General features: G+C 65.7%; 25 protein-coding genes. 17 read left to right on the forward strand and 8 right to left on the reverse strand.

Annotation, left to right across the window (positions count from 1 at the left end; genetic code table 11):
• Positions 1-3: 3 nt before the first annotated feature.
• The 3 genes from ASG64_RS05740 (at position 4) to ASG64_RS05750 (ending at position 2,449) form a co-directional block, all read left to right on the forward strand.
• Positions 4-1,059: an alkene reductase gene (locus tag ASG64_RS05740; RefSeq protein ID WP_056070851.1), complete on the forward strand. Its 1,056-nt coding sequence runs from the start codon at positions 4-6 to the stop codon at positions 1,057-1,059.
• A 15-nt stretch (positions 1,060-1,074) separates the two neighbouring features.
• On the forward strand, positions 1,075-1,584 hold the full coding sequence (locus tag ASG64_RS05745; RefSeq protein ID WP_056070854.1) for a MarR family winged helix-turn-helix transcriptional regulator: 510 nt from the start codon (positions 1,075-1,077) through the stop codon (positions 1,582-1,584).
• 157 nt (positions 1,585-1,741) lie between these two features.
• A complete protein-coding gene (locus ASG64_RS05750; RefSeq protein WP_268793316.1) occupies positions 1,742-2,449 on the forward strand; it encodes a glycoside hydrolase family 26 protein in 708 nt (235 codons plus the stop codon).
• Between the two features lie 159 nt (positions 2,450-2,608).
• Here ASG64_RS05750 and ASG64_RS05755 read toward each other — a convergent pair whose 3' ends face one another.
• Positions 2,609-3,322 (reverse strand): YoaK family protein, encoded by a 714-nt coding sequence (locus tag ASG64_RS05755; RefSeq protein WP_056070859.1) that lies wholly within the window; start codon positions 3,320-3,322, stop codon positions 2,609-2,611.
• Positions 3,323-3,659: 337 nt separating this feature from the next.
• On the opposite strand from ASG64_RS05755, the gene ASG64_RS05760 reads away from it, so the two are divergent.
• Together ASG64_RS05760 and ASG64_RS05765 are read left to right on the forward strand one after the other, a co-directional pair.
• Positions 3,660-3,938, forward strand: a complete 279-nt coding sequence (locus ASG64_RS05760) for a hypothetical protein (protein WP_056070862.1) — start codon at positions 3,660-3,662, stop codon at positions 3,936-3,938.
• Positions 3,939-3,979: 41 nt separating this feature from the next.
• Entirely contained in the window at positions 3,980-4,300 is a 321-nt protein-coding gene (locus ASG64_RS05765) for a hypothetical protein (RefSeq protein ID WP_156388259.1), read from the forward strand.
• 96 nt (positions 4,301-4,396) lie between these two features.
• On the opposite strand, the gene ASG64_RS05770 is transcribed toward ASG64_RS05765, so the two are convergent.
• Positions 4,397-5,299, reverse strand: coding sequence for an oxidoreductase (locus ASG64_RS05770; RefSeq protein ID WP_056072769.1), 903 nt, complete (start codon positions 5,297-5,299; stop codon positions 4,397-4,399).
• 132 nt (positions 5,300-5,431) lie between these two features.
• Entirely contained in the window at positions 5,432-5,596 is a 165-nt protein-coding gene (locus ASG64_RS21455) for a hypothetical protein (RefSeq protein ID WP_156388260.1), read from the reverse strand.
• 192 nt (positions 5,597-5,788) lie between these two features.
• Here ASG64_RS21455 and ASG64_RS05775 point away from each other — a divergent pair, with 192 nt between their 5' ends.
• From ASG64_RS05775 to ASG64_RS05805, 7 genes are all read left to right on the forward strand, one after another.
• Positions 5,789-6,451, forward strand: a complete 663-nt coding sequence (locus ASG64_RS05775) for a MerR family transcriptional regulator (protein ID WP_056070868.1) — start codon at positions 5,789-5,791, stop codon at positions 6,449-6,451.
• 494 nt (positions 6,452-6,945) lie between these two features.
• Positions 6,946-7,329 carry a hypothetical protein gene (locus ASG64_RS21765; RefSeq protein WP_056070871.1) on the forward strand — a complete coding sequence of 128 codons (384 nt, stop codon included), beginning with the start codon at positions 6,946-6,948 and terminating at the stop codon, positions 7,327-7,329.
• Positions 7,330-7,687: 358 nt separating this feature from the next.
• Positions 7,688-9,841 (forward strand): MMPL family transporter, encoded by a 2,154-nt coding sequence (locus ASG64_RS05785; protein WP_056070874.1) that lies wholly within the window; start codon positions 7,688-7,690, stop codon positions 9,839-9,841.
• 18 nt (positions 9,842-9,859) lie between these two features.
• On the forward strand, positions 9,860-10,279 hold the full coding sequence (locus ASG64_RS05790; protein ID WP_056070877.1) for a DUF302 domain-containing protein: 420 nt from the start codon (positions 9,860-9,862) through the stop codon (positions 10,277-10,279).
• A gap of 59 nt (positions 10,280-10,338) precedes the next feature.
• Complete coding sequence (locus ASG64_RS05795) at positions 10,339-10,608, forward strand: metal-sensitive transcriptional regulator (protein ID WP_042574340.1); 270 nt, start codon at positions 10,339-10,341, stop codon at positions 10,606-10,608.
• A gap of 104 nt (positions 10,609-10,712) precedes the next feature.
• Positions 10,713-11,540: a class A beta-lactamase gene (bla, locus tag ASG64_RS05800; RefSeq protein ID WP_162245362.1), complete on the forward strand. Its 828-nt coding sequence runs from the start codon at positions 10,713-10,715 to the stop codon at positions 11,538-11,540.
• 32 nt (positions 11,541-11,572) lie between these two features.
• Positions 11,573-12,763 (forward strand): GDSL-type esterase/lipase family protein, encoded by a 1,191-nt coding sequence (locus ASG64_RS05805; RefSeq protein WP_056070881.1) that lies wholly within the window; start codon positions 11,573-11,575, stop codon positions 12,761-12,763.
• Between the two features lie 415 nt (positions 12,764-13,178).
• Here the strand turns inward: ASG64_RS05805 and ASG64_RS05815 are convergent, their stop codons facing one another.
• Entirely contained in the window at positions 13,179-13,940 is a 762-nt protein-coding gene (locus tag ASG64_RS05815; protein WP_056072774.1) for an SDR family NAD(P)-dependent oxidoreductase, read from the reverse strand.
• A 102-nt stretch (positions 13,941-14,042) separates the two neighbouring features.
• Here ASG64_RS05815 and ASG64_RS05820 point away from each other — a divergent pair, with 102 nt between their 5' ends.
• The 3 genes from ASG64_RS05820 (at position 14,043) to ASG64_RS05830 (ending at position 17,946) form a co-directional block, all read left to right on the forward strand.
• The gene (locus tag ASG64_RS05820) at positions 14,043-14,894 is read left to right on the forward strand and encodes a helix-turn-helix transcriptional regulator (RefSeq protein ID WP_056070887.1); all 852 of its coding nucleotides are present in this window, start codon (positions 14,043-14,045) and stop codon (positions 14,892-14,894) included.
• A 540-nt stretch (positions 14,895-15,434) separates the two neighbouring features.
• The gene (locus ASG64_RS05825; RefSeq protein ID WP_056070891.1) at positions 15,435-16,403 is read left to right on the forward strand and encodes an iron-siderophore ABC transporter substrate-binding protein; all 969 of its coding nucleotides are present in this window, start codon (positions 15,435-15,437) and stop codon (positions 16,401-16,403) included.
• A 688-nt stretch (positions 16,404-17,091) separates the two neighbouring features.
• Complete coding sequence (locus ASG64_RS05830; RefSeq protein ID WP_235579497.1) at positions 17,092-17,946, forward strand: alpha/beta fold hydrolase; 855 nt, start codon at positions 17,092-17,094, stop codon at positions 17,944-17,946.
• A 324-nt stretch (positions 17,947-18,270) separates the two neighbouring features.
• Here the strand turns inward: ASG64_RS05830 and ASG64_RS05835 are convergent, their stop codons facing one another.
• From ASG64_RS05835 to ASG64_RS05850, 3 genes are all read right to left on the reverse strand, one after another.
• A complete protein-coding gene (locus ASG64_RS05835; protein WP_156388261.1) occupies positions 18,271-18,942 on the reverse strand; it encodes a hypothetical protein in 672 nt (223 codons plus the stop codon).
• A 933-nt stretch (positions 18,943-19,875) separates the two neighbouring features.
• On the reverse strand, positions 19,876-20,400 hold the full coding sequence (locus ASG64_RS05845; RefSeq protein ID WP_056070904.1) for a hypothetical protein: 525 nt from the start codon (positions 20,398-20,400) through the stop codon (positions 19,876-19,878).
• A gap of 69 nt (positions 20,401-20,469) precedes the next feature.
• Positions 20,470-21,144: a hypothetical protein gene (locus ASG64_RS05850; protein WP_056070909.1), complete on the reverse strand. Its 675-nt coding sequence runs from the start codon at positions 21,142-21,144 to the stop codon at positions 20,470-20,472.
• Positions 21,145-21,607: 463 nt separating this feature from the next.
• Between ASG64_RS05850 and ASG64_RS05855 the strand changes: the two genes are divergently transcribed.
• Positions 21,608-22,339 (forward strand): GAF and ANTAR domain-containing protein, encoded by a 732-nt coding sequence (locus tag ASG64_RS05855; RefSeq protein WP_235579498.1) that lies wholly within the window; start codon positions 21,608-21,610, stop codon positions 22,337-22,339.
• Between the two features lie 1,103 nt (positions 22,340-23,442).
• Positions 23,443-23,580: a hypothetical protein gene (locus tag ASG64_RS21460; RefSeq protein ID WP_156148859.1), complete on the forward strand. Its 138-nt coding sequence runs from the start codon at positions 23,443-23,445 to the stop codon at positions 23,578-23,580.
• Positions 23,581-23,784: 204 nt separating this feature from the next.
• Here ASG64_RS21460 and ASG64_RS05860 read toward each other — a convergent pair whose 3' ends face one another.
• The gene (locus tag ASG64_RS05860; RefSeq protein WP_082518108.1) at positions 23,785-25,146 is read right to left on the reverse strand and encodes an FAD-binding oxidoreductase; all 1,362 of its coding nucleotides are present in this window, start codon (positions 25,144-25,146) and stop codon (positions 23,785-23,787) included.
• Positions 25,147-25,319: the final 173 nt, after the last annotated feature.

Genomic DNA, 25,319 nt, shown 5'->3' on the forward strand with positions numbered 1-25,319 from the left:
CCCATGTACGACGCTCTCTGGTCACCGACAACCGTCGGCGGCACCGAAGTCGCCAACCGCCTGGCGATGGCCCCGATGACCCGCGATCGCTCCACACCCGAAGGCGTTCCGACCGAGCTCAACGCCCTCTACTACGCCCAACGCGCCTCGACCGGCCTGATCATCACCGAGGGAACCCAACCGTCGGATGACGGACAGGGCTACCTGCTGACCCCTGGCATCTACACCGACGCCCACATCGCCGGGTGGCGCCAGGTCACCAGCGCAGTCCATGCAGCCGGCGGCAAGATCGTCATCCAGCTGATGCATGTCGGACGTGTCTCGCACCCCGACAACACTCCCCACCGACGTCAACCGGTAGCACCGTCGGCGATCACACCCGCAGCGTCGATGTTCACTGCGTCCGGGATGCAGCAGATCCCTCAGCCTCGGGAACTGTCCGGTCGGGAGATCTCGCAGACCGTCGACGACTTCCGCGAGGCCGCCGCCGCGGCGATTGCAGCCGGCGCAGACGGCGTCGAGATCCACGGAGCAAATGGATATCTGATCCATCAGTTCCTCTCCGACAACACCAATCACCGCACCCACACCTACGGCGGTTCGCTCGACAACCGGATCCGCTTCGCCGTCGAGGTCGCAACAGCCGTCGCCGACGACATCGGCGCCGATCGAACCGGATTCCGCATCTCTCCCGGCAACACCCTCAACGACATCGCCGAATCCGACACCCGGGAGCTCTACCCGGCACTCGTCGGCGCCCTGGCGCCGCTGGGCCTTGCATACCTGCACGTCATGCACTTCGGCGACGATGCTCTACTCACCGGCCTCCGCGACCTGTGGCCGACGACACTGATCCTCAATCGCGCCGGCACCGACATCGCCACCCGCGTCGCCGACGTCGACAGCGGAGTCGCCGATGTCATCTCCGTCGGCAGCCTCACCTTGGCCAATCCCGACCTCGTGGCCCGGCTGAGGAGTGGTGCCCCGCTCACCGAGCCCGACCCCAGCACGTTCTACGGCGGAGGAGAGGTCGGGTACACCGACTACCCGACCTTGTGAGCCGAGAATAGAGACATGCCTGACTCCGCAGCACCGCCTCCAGGAACCGTCTTCGTCGAAGGGAACGTGAGCTACTCGATCTTCCAACTAGCACGCGCCCACCGCAGCTACGCCTCAGCACTGCTGCGGCGTCTCGACCTTCACCCCGGGCAAGAACTGATTCTCATGCACCTGCATCAACGAGACGGTCAGACACAGTCCGAGCTTGTGGCGAATGTCGGCGTCGACCACTCGACCATGTCCAAGGCGCTACGACGGATGCAGGACACCGGGCTGCTCACGCGCCGACCCGCCGAGCACGACCGCCGCGTATCGGTCAACCACCTCACCGCGAAGGGTGAATCGATGCGCGAGCCGATCGCCGCGATGTGGCGCGAACTGGACGACGTCACCACCGCGAACCTGACAGCCCGTCAGCGCACAACGCTGGTGACAACCGCGCACACCATCGTCACCTCCATCAACTCCCGACTGCCGTCGACCGGGACCAACGAAGGCGACCCACCAAGATCCCCCGGGCCATGACTGTTCAGGTCGGCGACATGGGTGAAGGTGTTGTCCACTACGCGGAGATCCTCGCCCGCGCTCGTTAGGAACACATCGACCGACGAATAGCGGGCGGGTGCCCGGGACGCCATTCTGCAAGACACACTCGAAGGTCGTCTGTACTCCTGTCGACCTCGTGTCTTGTGGTGTCCTGCAGCAGCCCGGTGCCGAGTTCGCGAGTTCTCGGCTTGTCGTCGGAAGGGCTCGAATCGGGCGTGGATGCCGCCGTTGCGCGGCAGGGACATTCGACCCGTACATCGAAGAGTGGGCGCGCGCAGCAGCGACTTTCGGCAAACCGATGCAGATCCGATTCGGCCATGAGATGAACGGCACGTGGTACCCGTGGGCCGTCGGCGTCGGGGGCACCACCGCAGAGCACTACCGTGACGCCTACCGCCACGTGCACGACGTGTTCCTTCGTGCAGGCGCCACCGCCGTTCAGTGGGTGTGGTCGGTCGGCGGCTCGTCCGAACGACCAGCAGGGCTCGACGCGGCAAGGGCGGCATATCCGGGAGATGCCTACGTCGACGTCATCGGCGTCGACGGATACAACGGCGGTGCATCGGGCGCTTTCTGGCAGACACCCGCCGAAGTGTTCGGTCCGATCCTGTCGACCGTCGACATGATCGCTCCTTCCGCGCCGGTATGGGTCTACGAAACAGGATCAGGTGACCGCCACGGGGATAAGGCAACCTGGACGGGCGATCTTTCGGCGTATCTGTCGTCGGAGAACGTGTCCGGAGTCCTGTGGTTCGACTTCGCCAAGCTGGGGGAAGCCGATTGGACACTCACCAGTGATCCCGGCGTCACGAAGGCGATGGCTGACGCACTCGCGTCTTGGTGAATTGCCGCATGCATCCGTGCTTTCGGCTCGGCTACGCGTAGAGGCCGCCTACCTCGAGTCGCACGACACCGACCGGCGCCTGCGAAAGTGGGCAGTGTCCGGTAGTCACGAGACGGCCGGGGTTCAGTACCCCGCCCTCGATTCGTAAGGCGTAGAAGGTCAGCCGAAGACCGACTGGCGCTCGGTATGCGTCAACGTGAAGAGCGTGGCACCGAAGCTGATGGCCGCGGCAATCAGAAGCACCTGGGGGCCGGTGATGACGACGCCGATGAAAGCGCCGAAGGCGCCGCCGAGCGAGAACGATCCCAGAAGCATGACGTAGCAGAGCCAGTCGTAGCGGGTTCCGCCACCGAACAGGTGGCGCTCGATTCCTTGCCCCAATTTGACGACGGTCCCGGTGACATAACTCAGAGGAATGTAGGTCTCCTCCTTCTTCGTGAAGGCGGTATTCAGCGCGCCCAGCGCGAAAGCGATGAGCAGAATCGGATAGAAATTGACGTCGGCGGACGACCATCCGGACAGAGCGATATCGATCAGTCCGGCAGCCGCGAGGGCGATCGTCGTCACCACGGTGGCGCCGTGCGGGTGATTGGACCAGTATCGCCGTCGACAGATCGATGCGATGACCACGCCGAGCAGGAACGATCCCATCAGAGCGAGGGCCGCCCAGGGTGATGCACCCGGCGCCACCTCCTTGCCGGCGGGCTCGCCGAAGTGACCCACGACCGCACGTTCGGTGTTTCCGGTCATGAAGGTCACGAAGTATCCGGCGGAATGCAGGAATGCGACAGCCCCGACCATCCCGGCGAGGCCGGACAATATCCAGGACAACCGGGCTTCGGGGCCGACTGCTGTGTCACGACTGAGAGCCATAGGTGAGGTCACCCCCACTATTGTCCGGACAAATCGCGGACCACCGACCGCCATGAGGCGGGAATCACACATGCCAACCTATGTGAGCCTCTTCGTTTCGACCGTAGGTTCGAACATTCAGAGGCAGGCCGCGGCATCGAAGCATCGAGCCTCTCGGGTCTCGAGACGACAGTCGATTCATAGGCCGGCCGCACCGTGAACGCCACCGGCGCTGTACCGATCGTGTTCGGCGTACGGTTTCAGCGTGGCCGCCGCGAGCATGCTTCGTCGCCGGATCGTTCGGACCAGAGACCGATACCCCGGATGAGTTCACTCTGCGCAGTGGAGAGACCCACCGATGGCTGAAGCACCGCCCGGCCGACCGGTGTATCGCAACGGCGCCGGCAACACCGCTCTCGTCGCCGGAATAGTCGCTCTGGTCTGCGCCTTCATTCCGCTCATCGGCGACTACGTCGCAGTCCCCGCCGGCGTCCTCGCCGTCGCGTGCGGGTGGATCGGCCTGTGCCGCGACGAGGACGGCGTTGCGACCAACGGGCGCGACGCCGTGATCGGCGCAGCACTCGGAGGAGCGGCACTGTTCGTGGTGTTCCTGACCTTCGCTGCCACCTTCGTGTAATCGGCGCCGGCACGTCGGTCACGAGCGGTGTTGCCCTGGAGGTGAGATCGGATGCTGGACAGGGGATGTCGGCGCATCAGAAGATCAACATCAACAAGCGTGGCCTGCTGGTGTGGCCCACCACCGGCGAAATGGTGACTTTCGAGCCCAATCGGGAGATCTCGTACCGGATCACCGAGAATGGCATGGTGTGGGGTTTCGAGATCACCCCGACCACAGGCGGCGTGACGTTGACGGAACCCCGCGTGGCGGCGAACGGAGAAACGGTTTCCGCTGTTACGCGACTGCCGGTGAACGGCATCTCGGCAGCGTGTCCGGATGCGACCGGTCGCTACAACGCGCGCGTAGGCGGAACCGGGTAGGCGATGCTCGAACGCGCCAAGGGCATCGTGAATGCACAAGCCACGTCGGTGTCCCGCCGAGACGGGAACCCCGCGGCCCCCAGGGACGTGGAGCCCTCAGGCAATCGGCGGGTCCCGGCGCAGGCTCGTGTAGCTCACCCCGGTCAGCTGCTCGGACAGATTCCACAGGGCGGTCGCGAGCTTCAGGTCGCGCGAACGGTTACTGGACGAGACGACAGTCGGATGGCCACGCATCTCCCGGAAACCGTCGGGTCCGATGTATGAGCCTCCCTCGACGCCGGCGGCCGTGGCCGCGTACAGCTGCGGCAACGCTCCCATATTCGAGGTCTGACCGATGACGCCCGCTCCGAACGAGAGGATCTTGTCGAGGGCAGACTCGGTGTGGGACGCCAGGTTCGTGGACGAGATGCCGGGATGCGCCGCGACGGAGACGACCGAGGAGCGCGCTTCCGACAGGCGCCGCTGGAGCTTGTACGCGAACAACAGATTCGCCAACTTGGACTGGCCGTAGGCAGCCCAACGACTGTAGCGGCGGTGCTCGAAATTGGGGTCGTCGATCGAGATGTCTCCGCTCGTGTGCGCGAGACTGGACAGTGTGACGATCCGGTCGGAGATGCGGTCGACGAGCAGTCCGGTCAACGCGAAATGCCCGAGGTGATTGGTCCCGAACTGCATCTCGAAACCGTCAGCCGTCGTCTTGTGCGGCAACGCCATCACACCGGCGTTGTTGACCAGGACGTCGAAGGGCTCGGTCGCGTCGGCGAAGCGTCTCACGGAGGCCAGATCGGCGAGATCGAGCTCGCGAACGGTCGCAGTCGGCCCGATCTCGCGGGCGACATCCTCTCCCCTGTCGGTATTGCGACACGCGAGTACCACCTCCGCCCCACGAGCACCCAGGGCTCGCGCCGTGGCCGCACCCAAGCCACTGTTGGCGCCGGTCACGACGAAACGCCGCCCCGTCTGATCCGGGATGTCTGCGGTCGTCCACGTCGAGGTCACCGGTCCGAGAGTAGCCGTGCGCGTGCCGAGGGCGCAGGCGGCGAGCACGCATTGCATCGACCGCGTCGCGGTCTCGCCAGGAGCTGAGTGTGTAGAACTCACGACGCAGCGGCCTCGCGATCAGGGCTACCCCTATCGCTCCGTCGGATCGGCGCACCTGACGATGTATGCGGAGCGACGCGACCTGAACTGCATGACGTGCCGGGTGGAGGCGAGCTCGAATCGCGACGCCATGACGACAGCGGTGTCGAGTCCCTTCGCGTCCTGGGGGCCCGCGAGCCAGGGCAGTGCAACCATGCAATTCTCCTCTGCGGGTACGGGTTCACCCGAGTGAACACCCTTGTCGGCGGTCGCCTATTCGTCTACTGCGGAAGCTCAACTTCGGGCGACACCCGCATATGGGCGGGAAGCGCCCCTCAGCAAATTAGAAACCTCAGCTATCCATAATGGATATGGCTCGTCTCCGATTGTGATGTCAAGGCCCCGGTCGTGAAGATCGCCGAACTGAGCACGCGCTCGGGCGTGCCCATTTCAGCGATCAAGTACTACCTCCGCGAAGGATTGCTGCGAGGCAGAGTGCGGACGGCGACGAATCAGGTGGACTCCGGGGAATCGCACGTGCGTCGACTCAGGCTCATTCGCTCGATGACCGAGATCGGCGAACTGCCGCTTGCGCGTGTGCGCGCCACCTTGGCTGCGGTGGACGACGACACGGTGACGCTGCACGACACCTTCGGCGCCGTGACGCACGGCCTGGGCGACCCTCGTACCGCCTCCGATACCGATCCGGACCTGGTTGCCGCGCGCGACGAGGTGGAGGCATGGATGACCGCCCGGCACTGGCACGTCGACCCGGCTGCGCCTGCGCATCACCGACTTGCGGAACTCATCACCACGATGCGCCGATTCGGCATACCGGTGTCGATGTCGGACTTCGACACTGCCGCAGACCATGCCGAGACCGTAGTAAGAAGCGAAGTCGCCTACGCCAGGGCGAGCAAGGACCGCGCGGCCGCTGTCGGAACCATGATCGTGGGCACCGTCATCATCGAACGAGCGTTGCTCCAGATTCGACGACTGAGCCTCGAGTCCGCCAGCTTCGACCTCGAGAACGCGGACACCATGTCGCGTACCTCCCGAAAGGGCGATTGACCCGAAGCGGCTGTCCAGCTGAGGCGTTCGAGAATTGTTGCCGTGCGTGGGCGTATTGGCACGTACAGTTGCCGAGTTGTGGGCTACTGGCGATCTGCGACTGTCGGACTGTACCTACTCGCGGTCATCGTGCGCGTGTCGACGTGGAGTGACACCGCGGCCGCGGATCGCAGCAACGATGTCATGATGCTGTTGCTCGTCGGAGCTGTCATCGCGGCAATCCTGTCGACAGGACACCGATCCCGCTAGTCGTGATTCGCACCTCTGTCGACTGCTTCTTCACGACAAGACACCCAGTTCAGCGTCGATCAGTCGTGAGCGGCTGGTCGGCCTGTCGGGGCTCATCGTGTCCGGATGTCGAGATTCGCGTCGGATACCGACTCGGATCGACGACTTCCCGACCCCCGCGCAGGGACAGTAGGGGTTTCTACTCTGTCATCGGCCGAACCGATGTGCGAACGTCGAGGACAGGCAGCTCAGAACTGGAGGCGTGAATGAAGAAATGTGTAACCGCAGGGCTCGTCCTCGTCATAGTGGTCTCGTGGACAGGACTGGACATTTTCGAAACATCGCTGTGGATTGCGTTGGCTGCCATGGCCTTCGCCGAAGCCTTGCTGGCGGCCGCGCTGTTCGCATCGCGGTGTCGCAACAGATGGGCCGCGGTCGTCGTAGCGGTGTTGGCGGCGTTCCAATTCGGTCAGAGCTACTTCGCTGAACGAGCGCAGCACACATCCGGTGATCCTGTAATTCCGATCGAGAATGTCGGTGTGCTCATCCTGTGCGGGACGGCAATCGGTCTGATCGCGACCGGGCCGTCGTGGCCGCGCAACAGAGTTCATGCAGTTCTAAGGCATTCCAAAGCCTCTTTTCGGGAGTAGACGGAAGACCGCTCGCTCACCCGGCGTCGACCACCCGCCTCGTCCATTCATCTGGACTGCCGAAACTTCCTCTGCTGCACGATCGGTTATTGGCGTCCACCTCGGTTCATACCGACTTGCGCTACTCCCGTGAAACCAGCAATCGCAGCTGCTGGTCAACACATTTCGTTGGGTGAACGGTCTGCTCAGGCGCACCTGGCGCCATGACGGTTCTCGCTACGCACCCGGATGAGCATAGTCCCGACAGCACAGCGACATAGTTTGATACCCCCGGGGGTACTTGCATACCCCCCCTCGTATGTGGCACCGTGGGCGCAGTTCGGCCGTTCTGATACCCCCACCCGTATAGGAGTACATCGTGTCCCAGTCCGACACCGTCGCCGAATCCCGACCTGGCGACCACCACGACAGTTCCCCCGGCCGCCTCGGCCGGTGGGGCGCGGCCATGGTCACCCGCCGCCGCTGGGTCTTCGGCACCTGGTTGATCTTGTTGATCGCCCTCGGATCCGTTGCGCCGTCGGTGTTCTCGTCCCTCGCCGGCGCCGGATGGCAGGCGAACGGATCGGAATCGGTCCAGGTCCGCGAGCTGGCCGAGGAACACTTCGGCGGCAACTCTTCCGCCGCCGTGCAGGTCGTCGTCCACAGCGACTCCGGTGCGCTGACGGACCCAGCCTCCACCGCCGTTCTCGCCGAGGCCACCGCCATCCTCACCGGCGATCCTCGTTTCGGTGAGATCGTGCCCCCGCAGCCGGGGATGACCATCAGCCCCGACGGGCGCACCGGCATCCTCATTGCCGGGGCCGACGGCACCACCGACGAGATGGTCGCCGCCGTCGACGACGTCAAGGACCAGCTCACCGCACTCTCCGGCGACGGCATCGAGGTCTATCCCACCGGCGCATCGGCGCTGTGGTCGGACTTCAACAAGGCCAACCACGACGCGATGATCCAGGCCGAACTCATCTCCTGGCCCGTCACCCTTGCCATCATGGTCCTCGCGTTCGGCTCACTCGTCGCCGCCGGATTACCCCTGCTGCTGACCATCGCCGGCCTCGTCGCCTCCGCGGGCGGGCTGGTCCTGCTCAACGAGATCACCCCGATCTCGGTGTGGGCCATGAACTTCGCCATGATGTTCGCGCTCGCACTCGGCATCGACTACGCCCTGTTCCTCGTCGCCCGCTTCCGCGACGCCCTGCGCTCCCGCGATCCCCGCGCGGCCGTCGCCGAGACCATGGACACCGCCGGCAAGGCCGTGGTCCTGTCCGGACTCACCGTCCTGGTGAGCCTGTCCGCCGTGCTGATCGTTCCCGCCCCCGCGGTGCGGACCATGGCGGTCGGCATCATGCTCGCCGTCACCTTCGTCCTGCTCGCCACCCTCACCCTGCTCCCCGCCGCCCTCGGTGCGCTCGGACCGAAGGTCAACGCCGCGTCCCTCCCCTACGCCAAGCGCCAGCAGCACCGCTCACCCATGTTCGCCGCATGGGGCGCACTCCTGCACAAGCACCCGTGGCCGTTCGCGCTCGCCTCGATCGGCGTCCTCGTCGCACTCGCACTGCCGGTCCTCGGCCTGAAGGTCGCGATGCCGTCGATCTCCGTCGTCCCCGAGGACGCACCCGTGCGGCAGGGCTACACCCTCGTCCAGCAGCAGTTCGGTGACGGCGCCCCCGGCGCACTGCAGATCGTCGTCCCCGACTCCGACGCCGCCGACACGGCCGCCGCGGCGGCGCAGGTGCCCGGCATCGCCATGGTCACCGCACCGCAACCCGCCGCCGACGGCTCCGGCTACGCACTCCTGCAAGCGATTCCGACGGTCGACCCCTCCGACGAGTCGATGGGCACCATCCTCGCCGACCTCCGCGGTCAGCTTCCGGAGTCGGCACTGGTCGGCGGCGCCCCCGCGGAGAACCTCGACCTGCAGCAGGCACTGAACGACTACCTACCGCTCGTCGTCACGATCATCCTGATCCTCGGATTCGTGCTGCTCCTCGTCGCACTGCAAGCACCCCTGATCGCTTTCCTCGGCACCGCGGTCAGCCTGCTCTCCACCGCCGCCGCGTTCGGCGTCGCCAAGCTGATCTTCCAGGACGGACACGGCGCCTCGCTGCTCGGATTCACCCCGCAGGGCTTCCTGAACGGGTGGGGACCGGTGTTCTTCTTCGCGATGATCTTCGCCATCGCCATGGACTACACCGTGTTCCTCCTCGCCACCGCCAAGGAGCACTTCGAGCGCACCGGCGACGCGACGACGGCCATGATCGACGGCCTCGCCCACTCCGGACGGGTCATCTTCGCCGCCGCCGCGGTCATGGTGGCGGTGTTCTTCACCTTCGCCCTCGCCGACCCGCTCCCGCCGAAGGAGATGGGCATCATCCTCGGCGTCGCCGTCCTCCTCGACGCTGTGCTCATCCGGTTGATCCTGCTGCCCGTCCTGCTGCGCGTGACAGGGTCCGCCGCCTGGTGGTCGCCCACGTGGCTCCGCAGAGCTCTCCCGTCCATCAGCTCCTCCCACTGACCCCACGAAAGATTCCTCATGAGCATCGCACTGACCACCACCCTGACCGGCACCGACTTCGACACCGCCGTCCAACGCACCCGCAACGCCCTGGCACAGCAGGGATTCGGCGTGCTGACCGAGATCGACATGCAGGCCACCATGAAAGCCAAGCTCGACGAAGACATGGAGCGCTACCTGATCCTCGGCGCGTGCAACCCGCCCCTGGCCCACCGCGCCGTCGGCATCATGCGACAGATCGGACTGCTGCTCCCGTGCAACGTCGTCGTCCGCGAAGACCCGGACAACGCGGATGTGATCATCGTCGACGCGATGAACCCCGACATCATGGTCGACGCAACCGGAGAGCCCGCACTCGGCGACGTCGCCCGCGACGCCGCGACCAAGCTCCGCGCCGCCATCGCAACACTCGCCGAGCAGCCGACACCCGAAAGCTGAGACCTCGATGCCCCCGGGGGTACCATCGGAGTCTCACAGTAATTCTGACAGGAGTTCACATGATCGGCGACGAAGACAGCATCGCACTGGTACTCAACCGGCTCCGACGCGCCAACGGCCAACTCACCGGGGTCATCTCGATGATCGAGAACGGCCGCGACTGCAAGGAGGTCGTCACCCAACTCGCCGCCGTCTCCCGCGCACTCGACAAGGCAGGATTCAAGATCGTCGCCACGGGACTGCGCGAATGCATGACCGGTGCCACCGCCGACAACAAGGAACCCATGACCGAAGCGGAACTGGAAAAGCTGTTCCTCGCACTGGCGTGACGAGTCGAGTACCGCGGCACATGCCGGCCCGACCGTGCGCCGCGCTCGCTGTCGTCGCTCTGGCCCTCACCGCCTGCGCTCCCTCGGGGGGTGACCAGGGAGGCGTGCCTGTCTCGACGGATCCCACGTCGAACCAAGCAGTGCGCGAGGACTTCTCGACCGAACTACAGGCTGTCGAGGATCGCTACGACGTGACGGTGGGTGTCAGCCTCCTGGACACCGGGACCGGAGAGACGATCAGCTATCGCGGTGCCGAACGTTTCGGTTTCGCCTCCACTGTGAAGGTGTTCCTGGCAGCCGAGTTCCTGCGACGAACTCCTCAGGACGCTCGGGACGACATCGTGAGGTGGTCCGCGGCCGACATCGAGCGCGCGGGCTACTCACCGGTGACCACGGCACGTCTGGACACCGGACTCACTGCGGCCGAGTTGGCAGAAGCGGCCGTGCGGGCGAGCGACAACACGGCGACCAACCTCGTATTCGACCGGATCGGCGGTCCCGCACAACTCGATGCTGCTCTCTCCCGACTCGGTGACGACGTCACGGACATCGTCGACGTGGAGCCGGGCCTCAACACGGTCGAACCCGACAGCACCGCAAACACCACCACCGCCGACACGTTCACGGCGAATCTGGCCGCATTGCGAGGTGACGGCTCGTCCACCGATGCCGACGCAGCGACTCTGGTCGAGTGGATGAGCGAAAACGCCACCGGCGATGCACTCGTTCGTGCAGGGGCGCCGAGCGGATGGACGGTGGCCGACAAGTCGGGTGGCGCCGGGGGCGTGCGAAACGACATTGCCGTCGTCACACCACCCGGCCGTCCCCCACTCGTCCTGACGGTGCTGACACGGAAGAACGACCCCTCGGCACCGTACGAGGACGCCGCGGTGAGCGAGAGCGCCGCGGTTGTCCTGAACACCGTTCGGTAGCCCTTGAACACCGTTAGGTAGCCTCGGACAGCATGATTGCCGCACCGCTCACCGACGACCTCGTTCTCGGTGCAGCCGAGCTCGAGCAGGTCGAACGCGGGGTACGCCCGCACCGTCTGCCCCGCGCAGTCCGGCAACGCGACGCGGATCCGCAGCTCGCGATGATGGAGGCGCAACCGTCCGGAGTACGTATCGCTACGCGCACGACCGCCGTCACGATGGTCGTCGAGGTCCACACCACGCGCATGACCTACCGGGGTGTGATGCGCGACCGGGGCGCCGTCGACGTGGTGGTCGACGGCTCGGTTCACCAGTCGCACGTGCTCTCGGGTGGTGACACCGTCGAGATCGATCCGACCACCGGGACAAGCACGGTTCACCCGGGAACAACCGAATGCATCACCCTCACCGACCTGCCGGCCGGGGAGAAGACGATCGAAATCTGGCTCCCCCACAACGAACAGGTGGATCTGGTCTCCCTGTCAGCTGACGCAGTTCTGCACCCGGCTCCGACGAGTGGACCGAGGTGGCTGCACCACGGCAGCTCCATCAGCCAGGGTTCCAACGCCGCGAGCCCCACGCGCATCTGGCCTGTCGTCGCGGCCCGTCGTGCCGGCGTTCGGCTGCGCAACCTGGGGTTCGGGGGCAGCGCCCTCGTCGATCCGTTCATGGCTCGCGTCGTGCGGGACTCCCCCGCGGACTTCATCAGCGTGAAACTGGGCATCAACGTCGTCAATCTCGACGCGATGCGCCTTCGTTCGTTCGTTCCCGCCGTTCACGGGTTCCTCGACACTGTCCGCGACGGGCACCCCACCACACCGTTGCTGCTGGTTTCGCCGATTCACTGCGCGATCCACGAGCACACGCCCGGCCCCGGGGCACTCGATCCCGAGGCATTCGCCGCCGGCTCCGTAAGATTCCGGGCGACGGGTACGGAGGGCGATACCGCCTTCGGACGACTGACACTTCGCGTGATCCGTGACGCGCTCGCTCAGATCGTCGAGAGTCGATCGGACGATCCGAACCTCCACTACCTCGACGGGCGAGTGCTCTTCGGCGAGGATGACGAACGGCGCCAACCACTTCCGGACAGTCTGCATCCCGACACCGATGCCCACGCCCTCATGGGACAGCGCTTCGCGAACACCGTTTTCGGACTATCAGGGCCGTTCGCGCCGAGAACGACTACAGAAGACGTGCCCGATCGGTCGTCGAGAGGGTGACGGTGGCTGCGGCCGGATCCTCCGCCACTGCGGTCGTCGCCGGCGCTGAAGATGTTCTTAGATAAGCACATTCGTCCGTAACCCTTAGCCTCGGTGTCACCTCGACGTCCGCAGCGCCGACCCGTCGGATCAGTACCTCGCCGCCGTGCAAGGACTGATCGACGAAGTGCACTCCACTCCACTCGCGCACGGAAACGACCGCATCTACTACCCAGGTGAGGCCGAAGACGTTGCCGCAGGACGCAACTCGGTGGACGGCGGAGTGGTCCTCGCCGACCGAACCCTCGACGACCTCGATGCGCTGGCATCGGAGTCCGGAACCACGCTTCCCTTCCGAGCCTGCAACTGGCCTGACCGTCCCCCGGTCGGGAAAGTTGAGTTCGATGAATCGCTGTGGTGACTCTCCGTCCGCCGCCTAACGGGTTCCGGTGATGCCACCGTCCACCGGGATCGTCGCCCCGTGCAGGTAAGCCGCCTCGTCGGAGACCACCCACGCGATGGCCGACGCGATCTCTTCCGGCCTACCCGGACGTCCCGCCGGAATGCCGGCCGTCATCTGACTGATGACGTCGCTACTGGAGTCGTTGATCGGAGTTCGGGTGGCGCCCGGCGCGACGGTGTTCACTCGCACCCCTCGTGGTCCGAACTCGGCGGCCCAGCTTCGAGCGAGCTGAGCTTCGGCCGCCTTGGTGGCGGAGTACAGGCCGACGAATGCATGGCCCACCGTGGCCATCCACGACCCGACGACCACGATCGCGCCGCTGCCTCGTTCGGCCATTGCCGGCGCTAGGGCAGCAGTCAGGACATGCGGTGCCCGGATGTTGACGGCAAGTGTCGCTTCGAGATCGGCGTCGGTGAGGGAGACGGTGTCGACGGCGGGGCACAGTGCCGCGTTGTGCACCAGGATGTCGACCCGCCCGTCGAGAGCGGTGGTCCACGCGGCTGCCAGCGCACGCAGGTCGGCAGGTGACGCGGCGAGATCGCCGTTCACGAACGCGGCGGATCCGCCGGCGCCTTCGATCTCGGCGACCAGATGCGCACCACGTTCGGCGTCACGCCCGGTGATCACGACGCGAGCGCCACGGGCTGCGAGTTCGCGGGCGGTAGCGGCGCCAATCCCGCTCGTCGAACCGGTGACGACGGCGGTGCGGTCGGACAAATTCAGTGGGTTGCTCATGAAGACCAGTTCACCGTCCGGTTCCGTATCGCACCAGGGCGAGCGCTGCCTGGTCACGGCACGACCAGGCGCAGGAAGCGGTCTCTCCGTAGTCTGACCAAGGTGCCAGCAGACAGATCCGCACTCGGGGCATTCCTCCGGTCACGACGTGACGCACTCACCCCGGCAACGGCGGGGATTGCGCCGTTCCCCGGACCGCGGCGCGTTCCGGGCCTCCGCAAGGAGGAACTTGCGGTGCTCGCAGGACTGAGCCCCGACCACTACAGCCGGCTCGAACAGGGCCGCCAGCACACGGTCACCGACGACATCGTCGACGCCTTGAGCCGGGCCCTGCGCCTCGACCGGATCGAGGACGCACACCTGCGGAATCTCGCCGCTCCGCTTCGCCGGAAACGCTCGAGTACGTGGGAGTCTGCGCAGCGTCCCGATCCCGGCCTTCTGCGGGTGCTGACCATCATGGACCACGTTCCTGCGCTCGTCCTCGGGCGCCGGTCGGAAATCCTGGCGTGCAACACGCTGGCGCGGGCGGTCCTGGGGGCAGAGATAGACGCGGGCGCCGTGTTGGTGCGCTGGCTCTTCCTGGACCCACGTGCGAGGGAACGCATCGTCAACTGGTCCGATTACGCGTCGGCCGCGGTAGGGGCGATGCGCTACGAGGGCGGTCGTCACGTCGCCGACGCGCGATTGACGGTTCTGATCGACGAATTACGTTCGGCAAGTGAACACTTCGCCCGGTGGTGGAATGATCACGGTGTGGCGGATCGCACGTCCGTCGACAAGAAGATCGCTCACCCCGTGGTCGGCCGTCTCTCGTTCGGCATCGAATCGCTCGTGTCGCCGCACGATCCGGAGCAACGCTTGATCATTTACACCGTCGAGCCCGAGTCGTCTACTGCTCGAGCACTTCCGATGTTGGCGTCGTGGGGCCCGGCATCCGCCGAGTCGATGGGCTGAGGCGCGGATGATGAATCGATCGGTCGGTCCGCATTGTGGTACCGATATCAAGTTGGGTAGAACTGCTGACATCGAGCCCCGGTTCGGAGCATTTCGCAGGTGAGCGAACGCCCTGGACCGTGGCGGACCTGCACGGACGTACAGCGGAAGTCGTGAACCGAGAGGTTAGATCGGGCTGTTTCGGAGATCTTTGCGGGTCAAAGGCAATCGAGAGCCTGTCAGGATCTGAATGACGACCACTCGCTACAAGGCTCCGACGTCACCTGAACTCAGAAAAAATGTTCTGACCGGCACACTCGTCCTTCAACGTCCGTTTCGGTCGACCTCCGTCCGTCCCCACTTGTGACACTCTTGTGACACCGAGAATCCGACAGTTCGACGTCACGTATCCAGAAACATGTTGTCCAACAGAGTTCTCGACGCCGTAGACACCAGCTCCTACGAGCCCGGTTTTGCGGCAGCCGTGGTGACCGTTCGACTGGAGCAGGTGGTCGAGGTAGCACCCCCGCGGCGAACCACCGGACCCTAAAATAGTCCGGTATGCGAAGAATTCTCGTCGCCCTGATCGTCGCCGTCGCGCTCGCAGGTTGCTCGTCGAACGAGCCCACCGGGGCGTCGCCGACGGGGACCGCAGGCGCCGCTGCGTCGTTCCCTACCATCACTGACGGGGCGCTCGGATCCGCCGCCGTCGAGAGCGAACCGGCACGTGTCGTCGCGTTGTCGTGGATCGACGCGGACATCCTGCTGGCACTGGGCGTGACACCGGTCGCGACCGCCCGCGCGACGGCCGAGTCGGGATTCCAACCCTGGACCGAGGCAGCGATGGCGGGGAAGGACGCACCCGCATTCCTCCAGGGCGCCAACGCCGACCTGTCGATAGAGGACGTGCTGTCCTACGAACCCGACCTGATCGTCGGCACCAAAGCATTCGGGCTCGACACCCGCTACGACCAGTTGTCGGCGATCGCCCCCGTCGTGCACTACGCGAACACTCCATCCGCCGAGACATGGCAGCAGGCCACACGGACCATCGCAGGCGCGCTCGGTCGCACCGCCGACGGCGAGCGCGTGATCGAGGAAACCGAATCGACGATCTCCGCTGCCGCCGAAGCGAACCCCGACTTCGCAGGCCGCACGTTCACGTTCTTCGTCGGTCCCACCGACGGTGGTGTGTACGTCGTGAACTCGACCGACGACGCCGGTGCACAGTTCCTCGACGCCCTCGGGATGCGGCCCACCGATCACGCGACGACGCTGCCGACCAGCTCCATTCCGGGACGGGCTCAGATCACCTACGAGGACCTGTCGAACAACGATGCCGATCTCGTCATCGCCACGGGTCAGCCCGCCGCTCTCGACGAGTTCCGGGCACTACCCGGCATCTCGGCCCTCGCCGCGGTGCAACGAGGGGACTACGTGCCGCTCGCTCCGACCGACGCGCAATCGATCGCATTCCCGTCCCCATCCAGCCTCACATGGGCGGTGCAGAACATCGTGCCCAGGTTCTAGCTCTACCGGTCATCGGTGCTGGAAGTGGCCCGGTGGCGGGGGCATGCGCTGCCCTGCGGCGTCCACCGCGCAAGATGCGGTTAGGTCGCCCGGCTGCATGACCAGGATGTGCCACTGCACCGCTCCCCAGGGGTATCCGTACGCAAAACAGCATCGTCGACGTGCCCGCCCGTGGTGGGGTCCGCGCGGGGTGACTCGGTCATCATCGATCCGTTCGCTCGGCGATCGATGGATGCGAACCGGCGTCGGCGAGACCATGTCCGTACAAGACCGGCCCGATGAGAACGGGCCACTGAGGGAAAACCCGACCCGAATCTCTTTCCGCGCGACCCGTGCCGGCGCGGGCATGCCTCACCCGACGCATCGGCTGTTGCTCCCGGCGAAGTCGACCGTCGCCGCGTGATCGCTGACGCACGACCGGACAGCATTCGCCAGTGCCTGTAATTCGCCGATCATCGGCACGTGCATGGTGCCGGGGGTGCGTTCTCACCGCGGGACGAGCCGGAACCCGAGGACGAGCTGTCGCCTCCGGGACATCTCGCGATCGTCAGCGAACGCGTACCTCGTCCCACCCGTCCACCATCCGACAGTGGCGCTATCCCGGTCGTACCGGGGTGCCTCGGCCGCGAACTCGGTGACGTGGCCCCGAACAGTCTATACCCGGCGAGAGGTTGCATTTGGACACTCGGTGAGCGGGTGCCATCGGTCTTCCGGAACCCGTTCATCAGCCGGGCATTCGCGTACCGTCGACTATATGACGCTGAATTATGTCAGATTCGGACACGGCAGCCCGCTGTTGCTGGTGCACGGCTTGGGCGTGGGATGGCGATCCTGGTCCCCGATCATCGACGAACTGGCGAAACACCGTGATGTCATCGCGGTCGACTTACCGGGGTTCGGCGAAACGCCGCCGTTGACGGGCGAGGTATCGATCGCTGCTCTCGCCGACTCCGTCGCGGATTTCATTCGCGAACACGATCTAGGTGGCATTTCCACCGTCGGTCAATCTATGGGCGGTCGAATCGTCCTCGAACTTGCGCGACGGGGAGTCGGCGGCGACACCGTGGCACTCGACCCCGGCGGTTTCTGGAGCGACCGCGAACGGGCTGTCTTCGGCGCCACACTGCGGCCGTCGATAGCCCTTGTCAGAGTGTTGCGGCGCTTCCTGCCTGCACTTTTGGGCAACCCTGCGGGAAGGACCCTGCTGCTGGCACAGTTGTCGGCGCGGCCATGGGCGCTCTCGCGCGACACCGTGTTGCCCGACGTGCGCGGGCTCGCCGACTCCCCGTCGACCCAGGCCGCTCTCGATGCCCTCATCCACGGGCCGAAGCAGGAAGGCGCCTCGTCCGGCACAGTGCCCGGGCGGGTCACAATCGGTTGGGGACGACGAGATCTGGTGACGGTGCCGAAGCAAGCGGCGCGCGCATCGGAGCTGTTCCCCGATGCCGTTCTGCACTGGTTCGAGCGATGCGGTCACTTTCCGCAATGGGACGCACCGAAAGAAGCCACTCGACTGATTCTCGACCGCACCGAAAGAGGATGATCTTCGAACGAGTCGGACCAGTTCATGTAAATTGCGGGTCGACAATTTGCCGGTGAACTCGCCCGGGCCCTCGGCGAACTCGCCGCGAAGGAACGACCGTCGCGAGGTTCGCGGCGTACCTACCGGGGGATTCGCGAAGGCCTGCACATCAGCTCCGAGGCGGCGTGCGGGCAGCGCTGGAGGTTGCTCAGCCACCCTCGGCGATGACCCGACGTGTCCCCCTCCGCGCCGACATAGAAGTCAAATCTGCCCATGAGCCGACTAGCCGAACTCCGTGTCGCCATCTTCGGCCGGCGACTCGTACATGATGGGAGCGGCTGGTCCTCAGGGGTCGACAGAGTTGATCGAGTCGATGACGCGATGTGCTTCGCCCGCGGAGCCGTGCCCGCGGGAGTAGGCGCCCGCTCTCAGCAGCGCAGAGGCCACCGCAACGGTGCAGCCGTGCCGGGCGGCCAAAATCCCGATGGCGATGTTCACCGCCTCGCTGTCCTGGTGACGACGGATGAGCATGTCGGCGGCCACGCCGGCGGCGACGATGCCCGTGCCGAGCATGCGAGCGAGTTGGGCGATCATGGTGTGGGTAGCGCGGTCGTCCCCCGCGAGTCTGTGTGGTGACCTCGTCCGGCGGTAGAGCTGCAGCGTGCCCAACGGGGCGCGATGGTCGCCGAGCGGGTGCGCTTGCACCCATCCGATCCCGCTGACGGCCAGTTCGTCCACCAGTAGCGGCCAGCGGCCCCGGTCGGCAGCGTCGTCGACGTCCACAGCGCACGCATTACTTGTCGACATGGCCTCTATGTGGGGGCCACACCCGAGGATGTACCCGAGGTCGGCGGCCTGCACAGCGACGGAGTCGGTGGCGTGCACCACCTGATGGGTATCGGGGTGGTCCTCCGCAGCGACGACGAGCGCGGCCCCGTCCGCGGCGGCCAGATCGACGCACACATCGACCCAGTCGATCGCGGTGACACCGTCGAACGCCCCGCGCGCATCACGCATCGAATGTGCATCGTCGTCACCCCACACTGGGGTCCTCCCTGCATCGGCCACGGCAGCATACGAACACAACGACGGTACCCACGACATCGTCCGGCAAACCGAGGGAGCGCTCGGGTCCCCGGTCGTCGAGACGACGGATGCTCTCCGGGACCACGGTGAGGCCACCGGGAACACAATCCCAGGCAAAGGCAAGGCATCGCAGGCGACCTTCGGCGCCATCATGGCACTGGGCAGCTACCTGATCGACGTCTTCCTCGTCCTCGAGAAGGAGGGCGTCCGGAAGTTTCGAAGCATCGTGGGGCGAACTATTCGACACCACCCGAGACCAGCTCGCGGAGGCAGAACGCGATCGCGGATGAGCTGCCCGAGGCGACTCGTCCGCACGCACGGGTCGGCCCGCGACTGACGGCCGGTCTACGAGTACCGCTGTCGGGCAATCTGATTCATATCCGTTCATCAACGAAGCGCCCGCGTCAGCGCAGTGTTTTGATTGAGCCCGGGGGCACCGGGGCACCCCGAGAACAGCAAGCGGGGACCGAACCGCTTCTGCGCCTGAGGAGGCCCTATGTGTGGAAGAGGTCGGTGGGTTCGATCGCGGTGACACTGTCGGGGAGGCGAGTGACGAGGTGCGGGGTACGACGGGTGTCGGCGGACCGGTACATCCACGCACATGGTGGGCACAGTCCCACCCCGCGTGGGCGCACCCACAGCGCCGATGCGGCAGCGACATGCCCGGCACTCTCGTGGCGGGCGTCAGCTGAGGCGTCGTGGTCGCGCAGCGTGCGCACGTTCCCGTCGCAATCGCGGCGGCATCGGGCACGCCGGCGTTTCCGGTGGCCCGATGGGCTGCGTGTTCCGGGCCGTCGGTGGTCGGACTCGGGGGTGCTGCGGCAACGGCGTCTTCCGAATTGCCGGCCATACCGTCCGTCGACGTCATCTCGATGAGGTTCCTGCCGGTGAGGGTGTCGAACGCGGAAAGTGCCCGTCGGGGGCATTGCTGACCACGAGGGCGCGACTGCGGAGGTCGGGCGGTAGTAGCTGCCGCCAGCGCAGCGCCGCGTCGAGATGGGTACTGGTCCAGAGCGCTGTCACCAATTCCTCACGCCCGGTGGAGCGGGGAGAACGGAGCTCGACGGTGTAGACGTAGGGCAGGGGCGCAGTGCCCGAACACAGCGTCTCCCACGTTGCACGTGGCACCACCTCGCCCCGCGGATCCTCGATGTGACGCACCTGCGCACCCCACGCTGCGCAGTACGCGCGGGCCACGTCGACGGCATCGGTCAGAGAGCTCGCGGTGCGCAGGATGACTGTGTCCCGGTCGTCGACCATCCACACCAGGAACCTTCGCTCGTCGGTGACATGGGGTGCGGTCGCGTCGGGTGCGGGCGTCTCGGCGGTGGGGCCGACGAGGTCGAGGAAGTCGCACGAGCGCGGTGTCGGATTCACACGGTCGGTCATCGACGGGCTTCGCTCTCACGTGTGGTGATACCCGACGTGCCGTTCACCACGGCGCGATGTTCCCTGCTGTCACGATTCATGGTCGCCGAGAGACTCGACAACGCGTTGCGCCTCGTCCAGCGACGAATGTTCGCGCGCATAGGCGCCGGCTCGGAGCAGCGCCGATGCCGCCGGCACCGAAAGACCGTGCCGGGCAGCGAGAACGCCGATCGCGACGCTGACGACGTCGGAGCCCGCAACCGGCTCCGATGATGCACCGAGGACCCGGTCGGCGACCGGTTCGCTACCGAGCGCTCGCGCCAGCGCGCTGACCGTGGTGTCCGCATCGAGCGACCGCGCGGGCGGTCGACGCCGCCGGTAGAGCTGCAGGGTTCCCAACGCCGACCCGGGTGACCCGATCGCATGGACCTGTAGCCAGTGAACGCCCACCGCGACGAGTTCGTCGATCAACAGCGGCCAGGTGCGGCGGTCGTCGGGATCGGTGGTCGTCACGGTCTGCACCGGATGCGTGGGCGTCGTGCGGGGTCCGTAGCCGAGGACGAAGAGCAGGTCCGCCACGCGCTCGGCTGTCGGGTCGGTGGCATAGAGGATCCGGTGCCTGTCATCGTGGCGCTCGGTGGATGCGACGACAGCTGCGCCGTCCGCGGACGACAGGTCGACGCACACCTCCACCCACTGCGACAACGACTCCAGGCCGGACAGTGGATGATCCCTCGGCTGACGGTCGTCGGCGTCACCGGTCACCGGGACTCGCAGACCGGCACAACCTGGTGTGCACGACGGGGGCACGCGGCGACGTTGACGCACAACGTTGTTCGAGAATCTGGATCCGAGCGCCCGCTCTCGCCCGCAGGTGCGGAGTCAGCTGCAGGACAGGTAGGGCGGGCGACACGTGACCGACCGCCGCGACGATATCGGGACGGTCGGGTAAATGCTGAGACATGTTTCGCGCACACTCCTCGAGGTCGTCTTCGCGCCGCAGCGGCGAGACGACTGGTTCGGATGATCGGTCCGAACGGCAAGGGTTGTACCGAACTGACGGTAACTGTACGCCGCGTCGCCCTACACCGGGCGACGACGAACTATCGAGGACTGCCGTTCTACAGCGGCGGTGCACTTCGTTGCGGGCGCCCAACACCCGTGTGACATGGTGTGCTCGACCTCGGCGTACGTTCTCACGACCGAGGATCTGGAAGAAGGTACGTTCGTGACCGCTACTTCCGACCCGCCGCTCGACCCGGCGCGCGCCGACAGTGATTCCGAGACAGTGTCTTTGGGCGCCGCCATGGCCGAGATGGCCAGGGTGATCCAACAAGAACACGGCAGCGTCGAGGGCACCCTGCTCTCGATCACGGCGGAGGCGGTCCGGCTGATACCGGGCGCTGATCACGCCGGCATCACCCTCGTCGTCCGCAATCGCAGAATCGAATCCCGCGGTGCCACCGACGAACTCCCTCGCCGTGTCGACGCCCTGCAGGAGGAGACCGGGCAAGGGCCGTGCTTGGACACGGTGTGGAAACACCACAGTGTGTCCGTCCCCGATATGGCCCGTGAGGATCGGTGGCCACAGTTCGCTCCCGCGGCCTCAGAGGCCGGAGTGCGCTCGATGCTGACGTTCCGGTTGTACACCCACCACGATCACCTCGGGGCGCTGAACCTGTACTCCGACGCCGTTCACGGCTTCGACGACGCCGACGATGACGTCGGCGTCCTGCTCGCCACGCACGCCGCCCTCGCTCTCGTCGCCGCCGAGCAGGAGCACAATTTCGAGTCCGCGCTCGCGACCCGCGATGTCATCGGACAGGCCAAAGGCATCATCATGGAGCGCTATGACCTGCGCGCCGACGCTGCGTTCGCGATGCTCGTGCGACTGTCCCAGGACTGGCACACACCGGTGACGGATCTGGCAACGAAGATCGCGCGACGCGAACCCGAATGACGACGGCCTAGCACCGGAGACGAGTAACCGACGGGAAGGGTCGCTGCTTCCGGTGGACCCGTCCGGTGTACCGGACAGTGCCACCACAGCGGTGAGCACCGACCTGCCGCCTCGGCCACGGCTCGCGGGATAGGTCGTCGAGGAGGGGCCGAGAGCGCGCCGCAACAGACGTCGAGCTACGCCGCTGACCGGCTCGAACTCGACTAGGCAATAAACACCTCTGACCGCATCGCCCGCACGACGCGAAAATGCCTGTCCTACAACGGTTCGGCACCTTCTCAGCACCCGGTAAGCCGACGTGAACGAAGACGGCCGCGGATGGTTCACGAGGACCAGTGAGCCCCGCCCTGCCCGATGCTCGTCGATTCGACGAGGTTCCGGCGTTCGAACATCGCACCGTCCGCCGAAGTCCGAGAATGTTCACGCCACCCGTGACGGGGAGTTGAACGAGTGGTTTCCGTCCACAGACGTTTCTGGAGGTCCGCAGACTGTCGTGGACTCTTCGGCGCTGAGGTCCACCCACAGCCATCCACGTCCACCGGAGTCCATCGAACGAGTTACGAATGAGTTGTGACAACTCGTGACATCGAGCGGCATTTCGGCAGTTTTCGCAGGTGACCGGACTCCCCTGGACCGTGACGGACCCGCACGGACGTATCGCCCAAGTCGTGAAACGAGAGGTCAGATCAGGCTATTTCAGAGCATTCGTGCTGGTCAGAGGCGTATCGAGAGCCTCCTTTCGGGATTGAACCGAAGACCGCTCGCTTACAAGGCTTCGACGACCCGATCAGGTGGATTCACCTGGACTTAGAAGAACCGGCCTGAGCTGCACATTCGTCCATCGAGGTCCGCCTCGGTCCACCTCCGTCCGTCCCGACTTGTGACACTCTCGTGACACCGACAAACCCTTGCGTCGTTCTCACTAGAATCTGTATCAGTCTGCTGGACAGTCTATCTCGTTCACGGAGAAACGACTGAGACGGGCAATGCGGCGGGGGCGGTTTCGGCCACAGGCGCCGGTAGGCCGCAGCCCCATCAGCTACTCGGCTCTCCACACTCGAACGCCGGATCTGACACGACAGCGTGTCACACAGGTGTATGTTTTGATCACGAGCAGTTCCGTCCTGAGCGCCTCTCTCGCCGATCGCCGCACCGCAGTGGACCGGTCGAAATACCGAGTGATGGTCGTGGCCATCAGTTACGCCGCGCTGATCGTCGCCATCGCCGTCGCGATGTTCTGAAACAGTGCTGTTCCTGGGTCTCCTAGGTGGTGTGTGGGCGGCGCAGAGTGCGCGGCGACAGCGTCGCGTGGCACCGACGAATGGGTCGGTCGCGCGCGGGTGCGCGCTGCGGTGATCTTGACTGGGGTCGATCATGTCGGACCACCTCTTCCGGGATGTGTGGTTGGGGTGGTGCGCGGGTGCGCGCTACCGAGGGTCTTCGTGTTACCAGCGCGCCGCTGGAGCGAAGATGCCGACAGGGTCGACGACGTGCCGGATCGACTCCAACCGGTTCAATTCCGTGGCATTCCAACCGGCGCGGACTGGGAGCATCGATCCTGTGCCGGCGAGGTTGAGGAAGGCGCGACTGGCAGAATCTGCGTCGAACCGTGAGAGAAGTCGGTCGAGTACTTCCGGTAGGTCTGCCGCGGTGGATGATTCGGCAACGCCGATGAGATACAGGTTGAACGCGGCGCCCCGGCCACCGACGGAACTGGGCGATCGTGTCGGACGATCGAGTGCTCCGCCCATCAGTCGCAGCTCGACAGTGGCGATCGGAAGTTCAGCTGCCGACAGGAAGGCTTCGATGCTGTGATCGCTCAGTCCGGTCAGCAGCATTCCGCGCTCGATCACGGGTAGGGGTTCGACAGGATCCATGTGGATGGACGACACCGCGGTCAGTGGGATGGTCGCCACCGTGTCGATGATCGGGTCGGCGGTCGATCGCATCGGTTCGAGCAGTTCGATTCCGTGCTCGGTGGACCCGACATGCGCGTACCGCACGTGAAGGACGGTGCGGCCACGGAGCTGTTCGGGGAGTGCGGGATCGGGCGGGAGGTGCAGGAGCGCTACTGATGTCGAGACCGATTCCGGCAGCTCCCGTGTCCATGTTCGCCACCGGTAGAGGACGTCGGAGGCGTCGGACACCGCGAAGAAGAGGCCGCCGCCGTACACCGTGTGCACGGGCAACAGGTCGATTACCATCTCGGTCACGACGCCGTACCCGCCGCCGCCGCACCCCCTCAGTGCCCAGAACAGGTCTCCGTCCGACTGCTCGTCGACGGTGCGGATCGTTCCATCAGCGGTGACCAGTCGAAACGAGCGGACGAGGTCGGCACCGAAGCCTGTGGTCCGGCCCAGAGGGCTCAGACCGCCGCCGAGTGTGTACCCGACGGCTCCCGCTGCGGTCGATGACCCGGACGCGGCTCCGAGACCGTGCGGCGCGGCGGCGTCGAGTACCTGTTGCCACAACACGCCGGCTCCGATGGTCGCGGTGCGTGAGGCGGGGTCGATATGCAGGTCGGTCAGGCGCCGTGTGGAGATCATGATCGAGTTCGCGTCCGCGGCGCGGGCGCCGTGGCCCGTGCACTTGACCGATACCCCCAGTCCGGCGGTGGAACAGATGCGCACTGCCGCTGCCACGTCGTCAGCGTCCTCGGCAACGACGACCGCGAGCGGTGAATGTGACACGGCACGATTGAAGCCCGCGATTTCGGAGTCGTAGTCCGCACATCCCGGGCTCAGCACCGCGCCGCGGGTCGCGCGCTCCAGGAGTGCGGTGATTGCGTGGTCGTCCACAGTTGTCATGAATTCCTCAGGTCGGGGTTCCAGATGTGACTCCTTGCTTTCCCGTTGTACCGCAACGGGTTCGGTATGTCCGATCACCAGCCTGCCCGCTGGTCACGCGACCAGGCAGGAGGCGGGGCCGTGGGGGGCCACCACGATCGGTGACAATCTGGACCCTTACCAGCGCTGATCGG

Origin of the sequence: Rhodococcus sp. Leaf247 (assembly GCF_001426185.1) — a bacterium.
Lineage (GTDB): Bacteria > Actinomycetota > Actinomycetes > Mycobacteriales > Mycobacteriaceae > Rhodococcoides.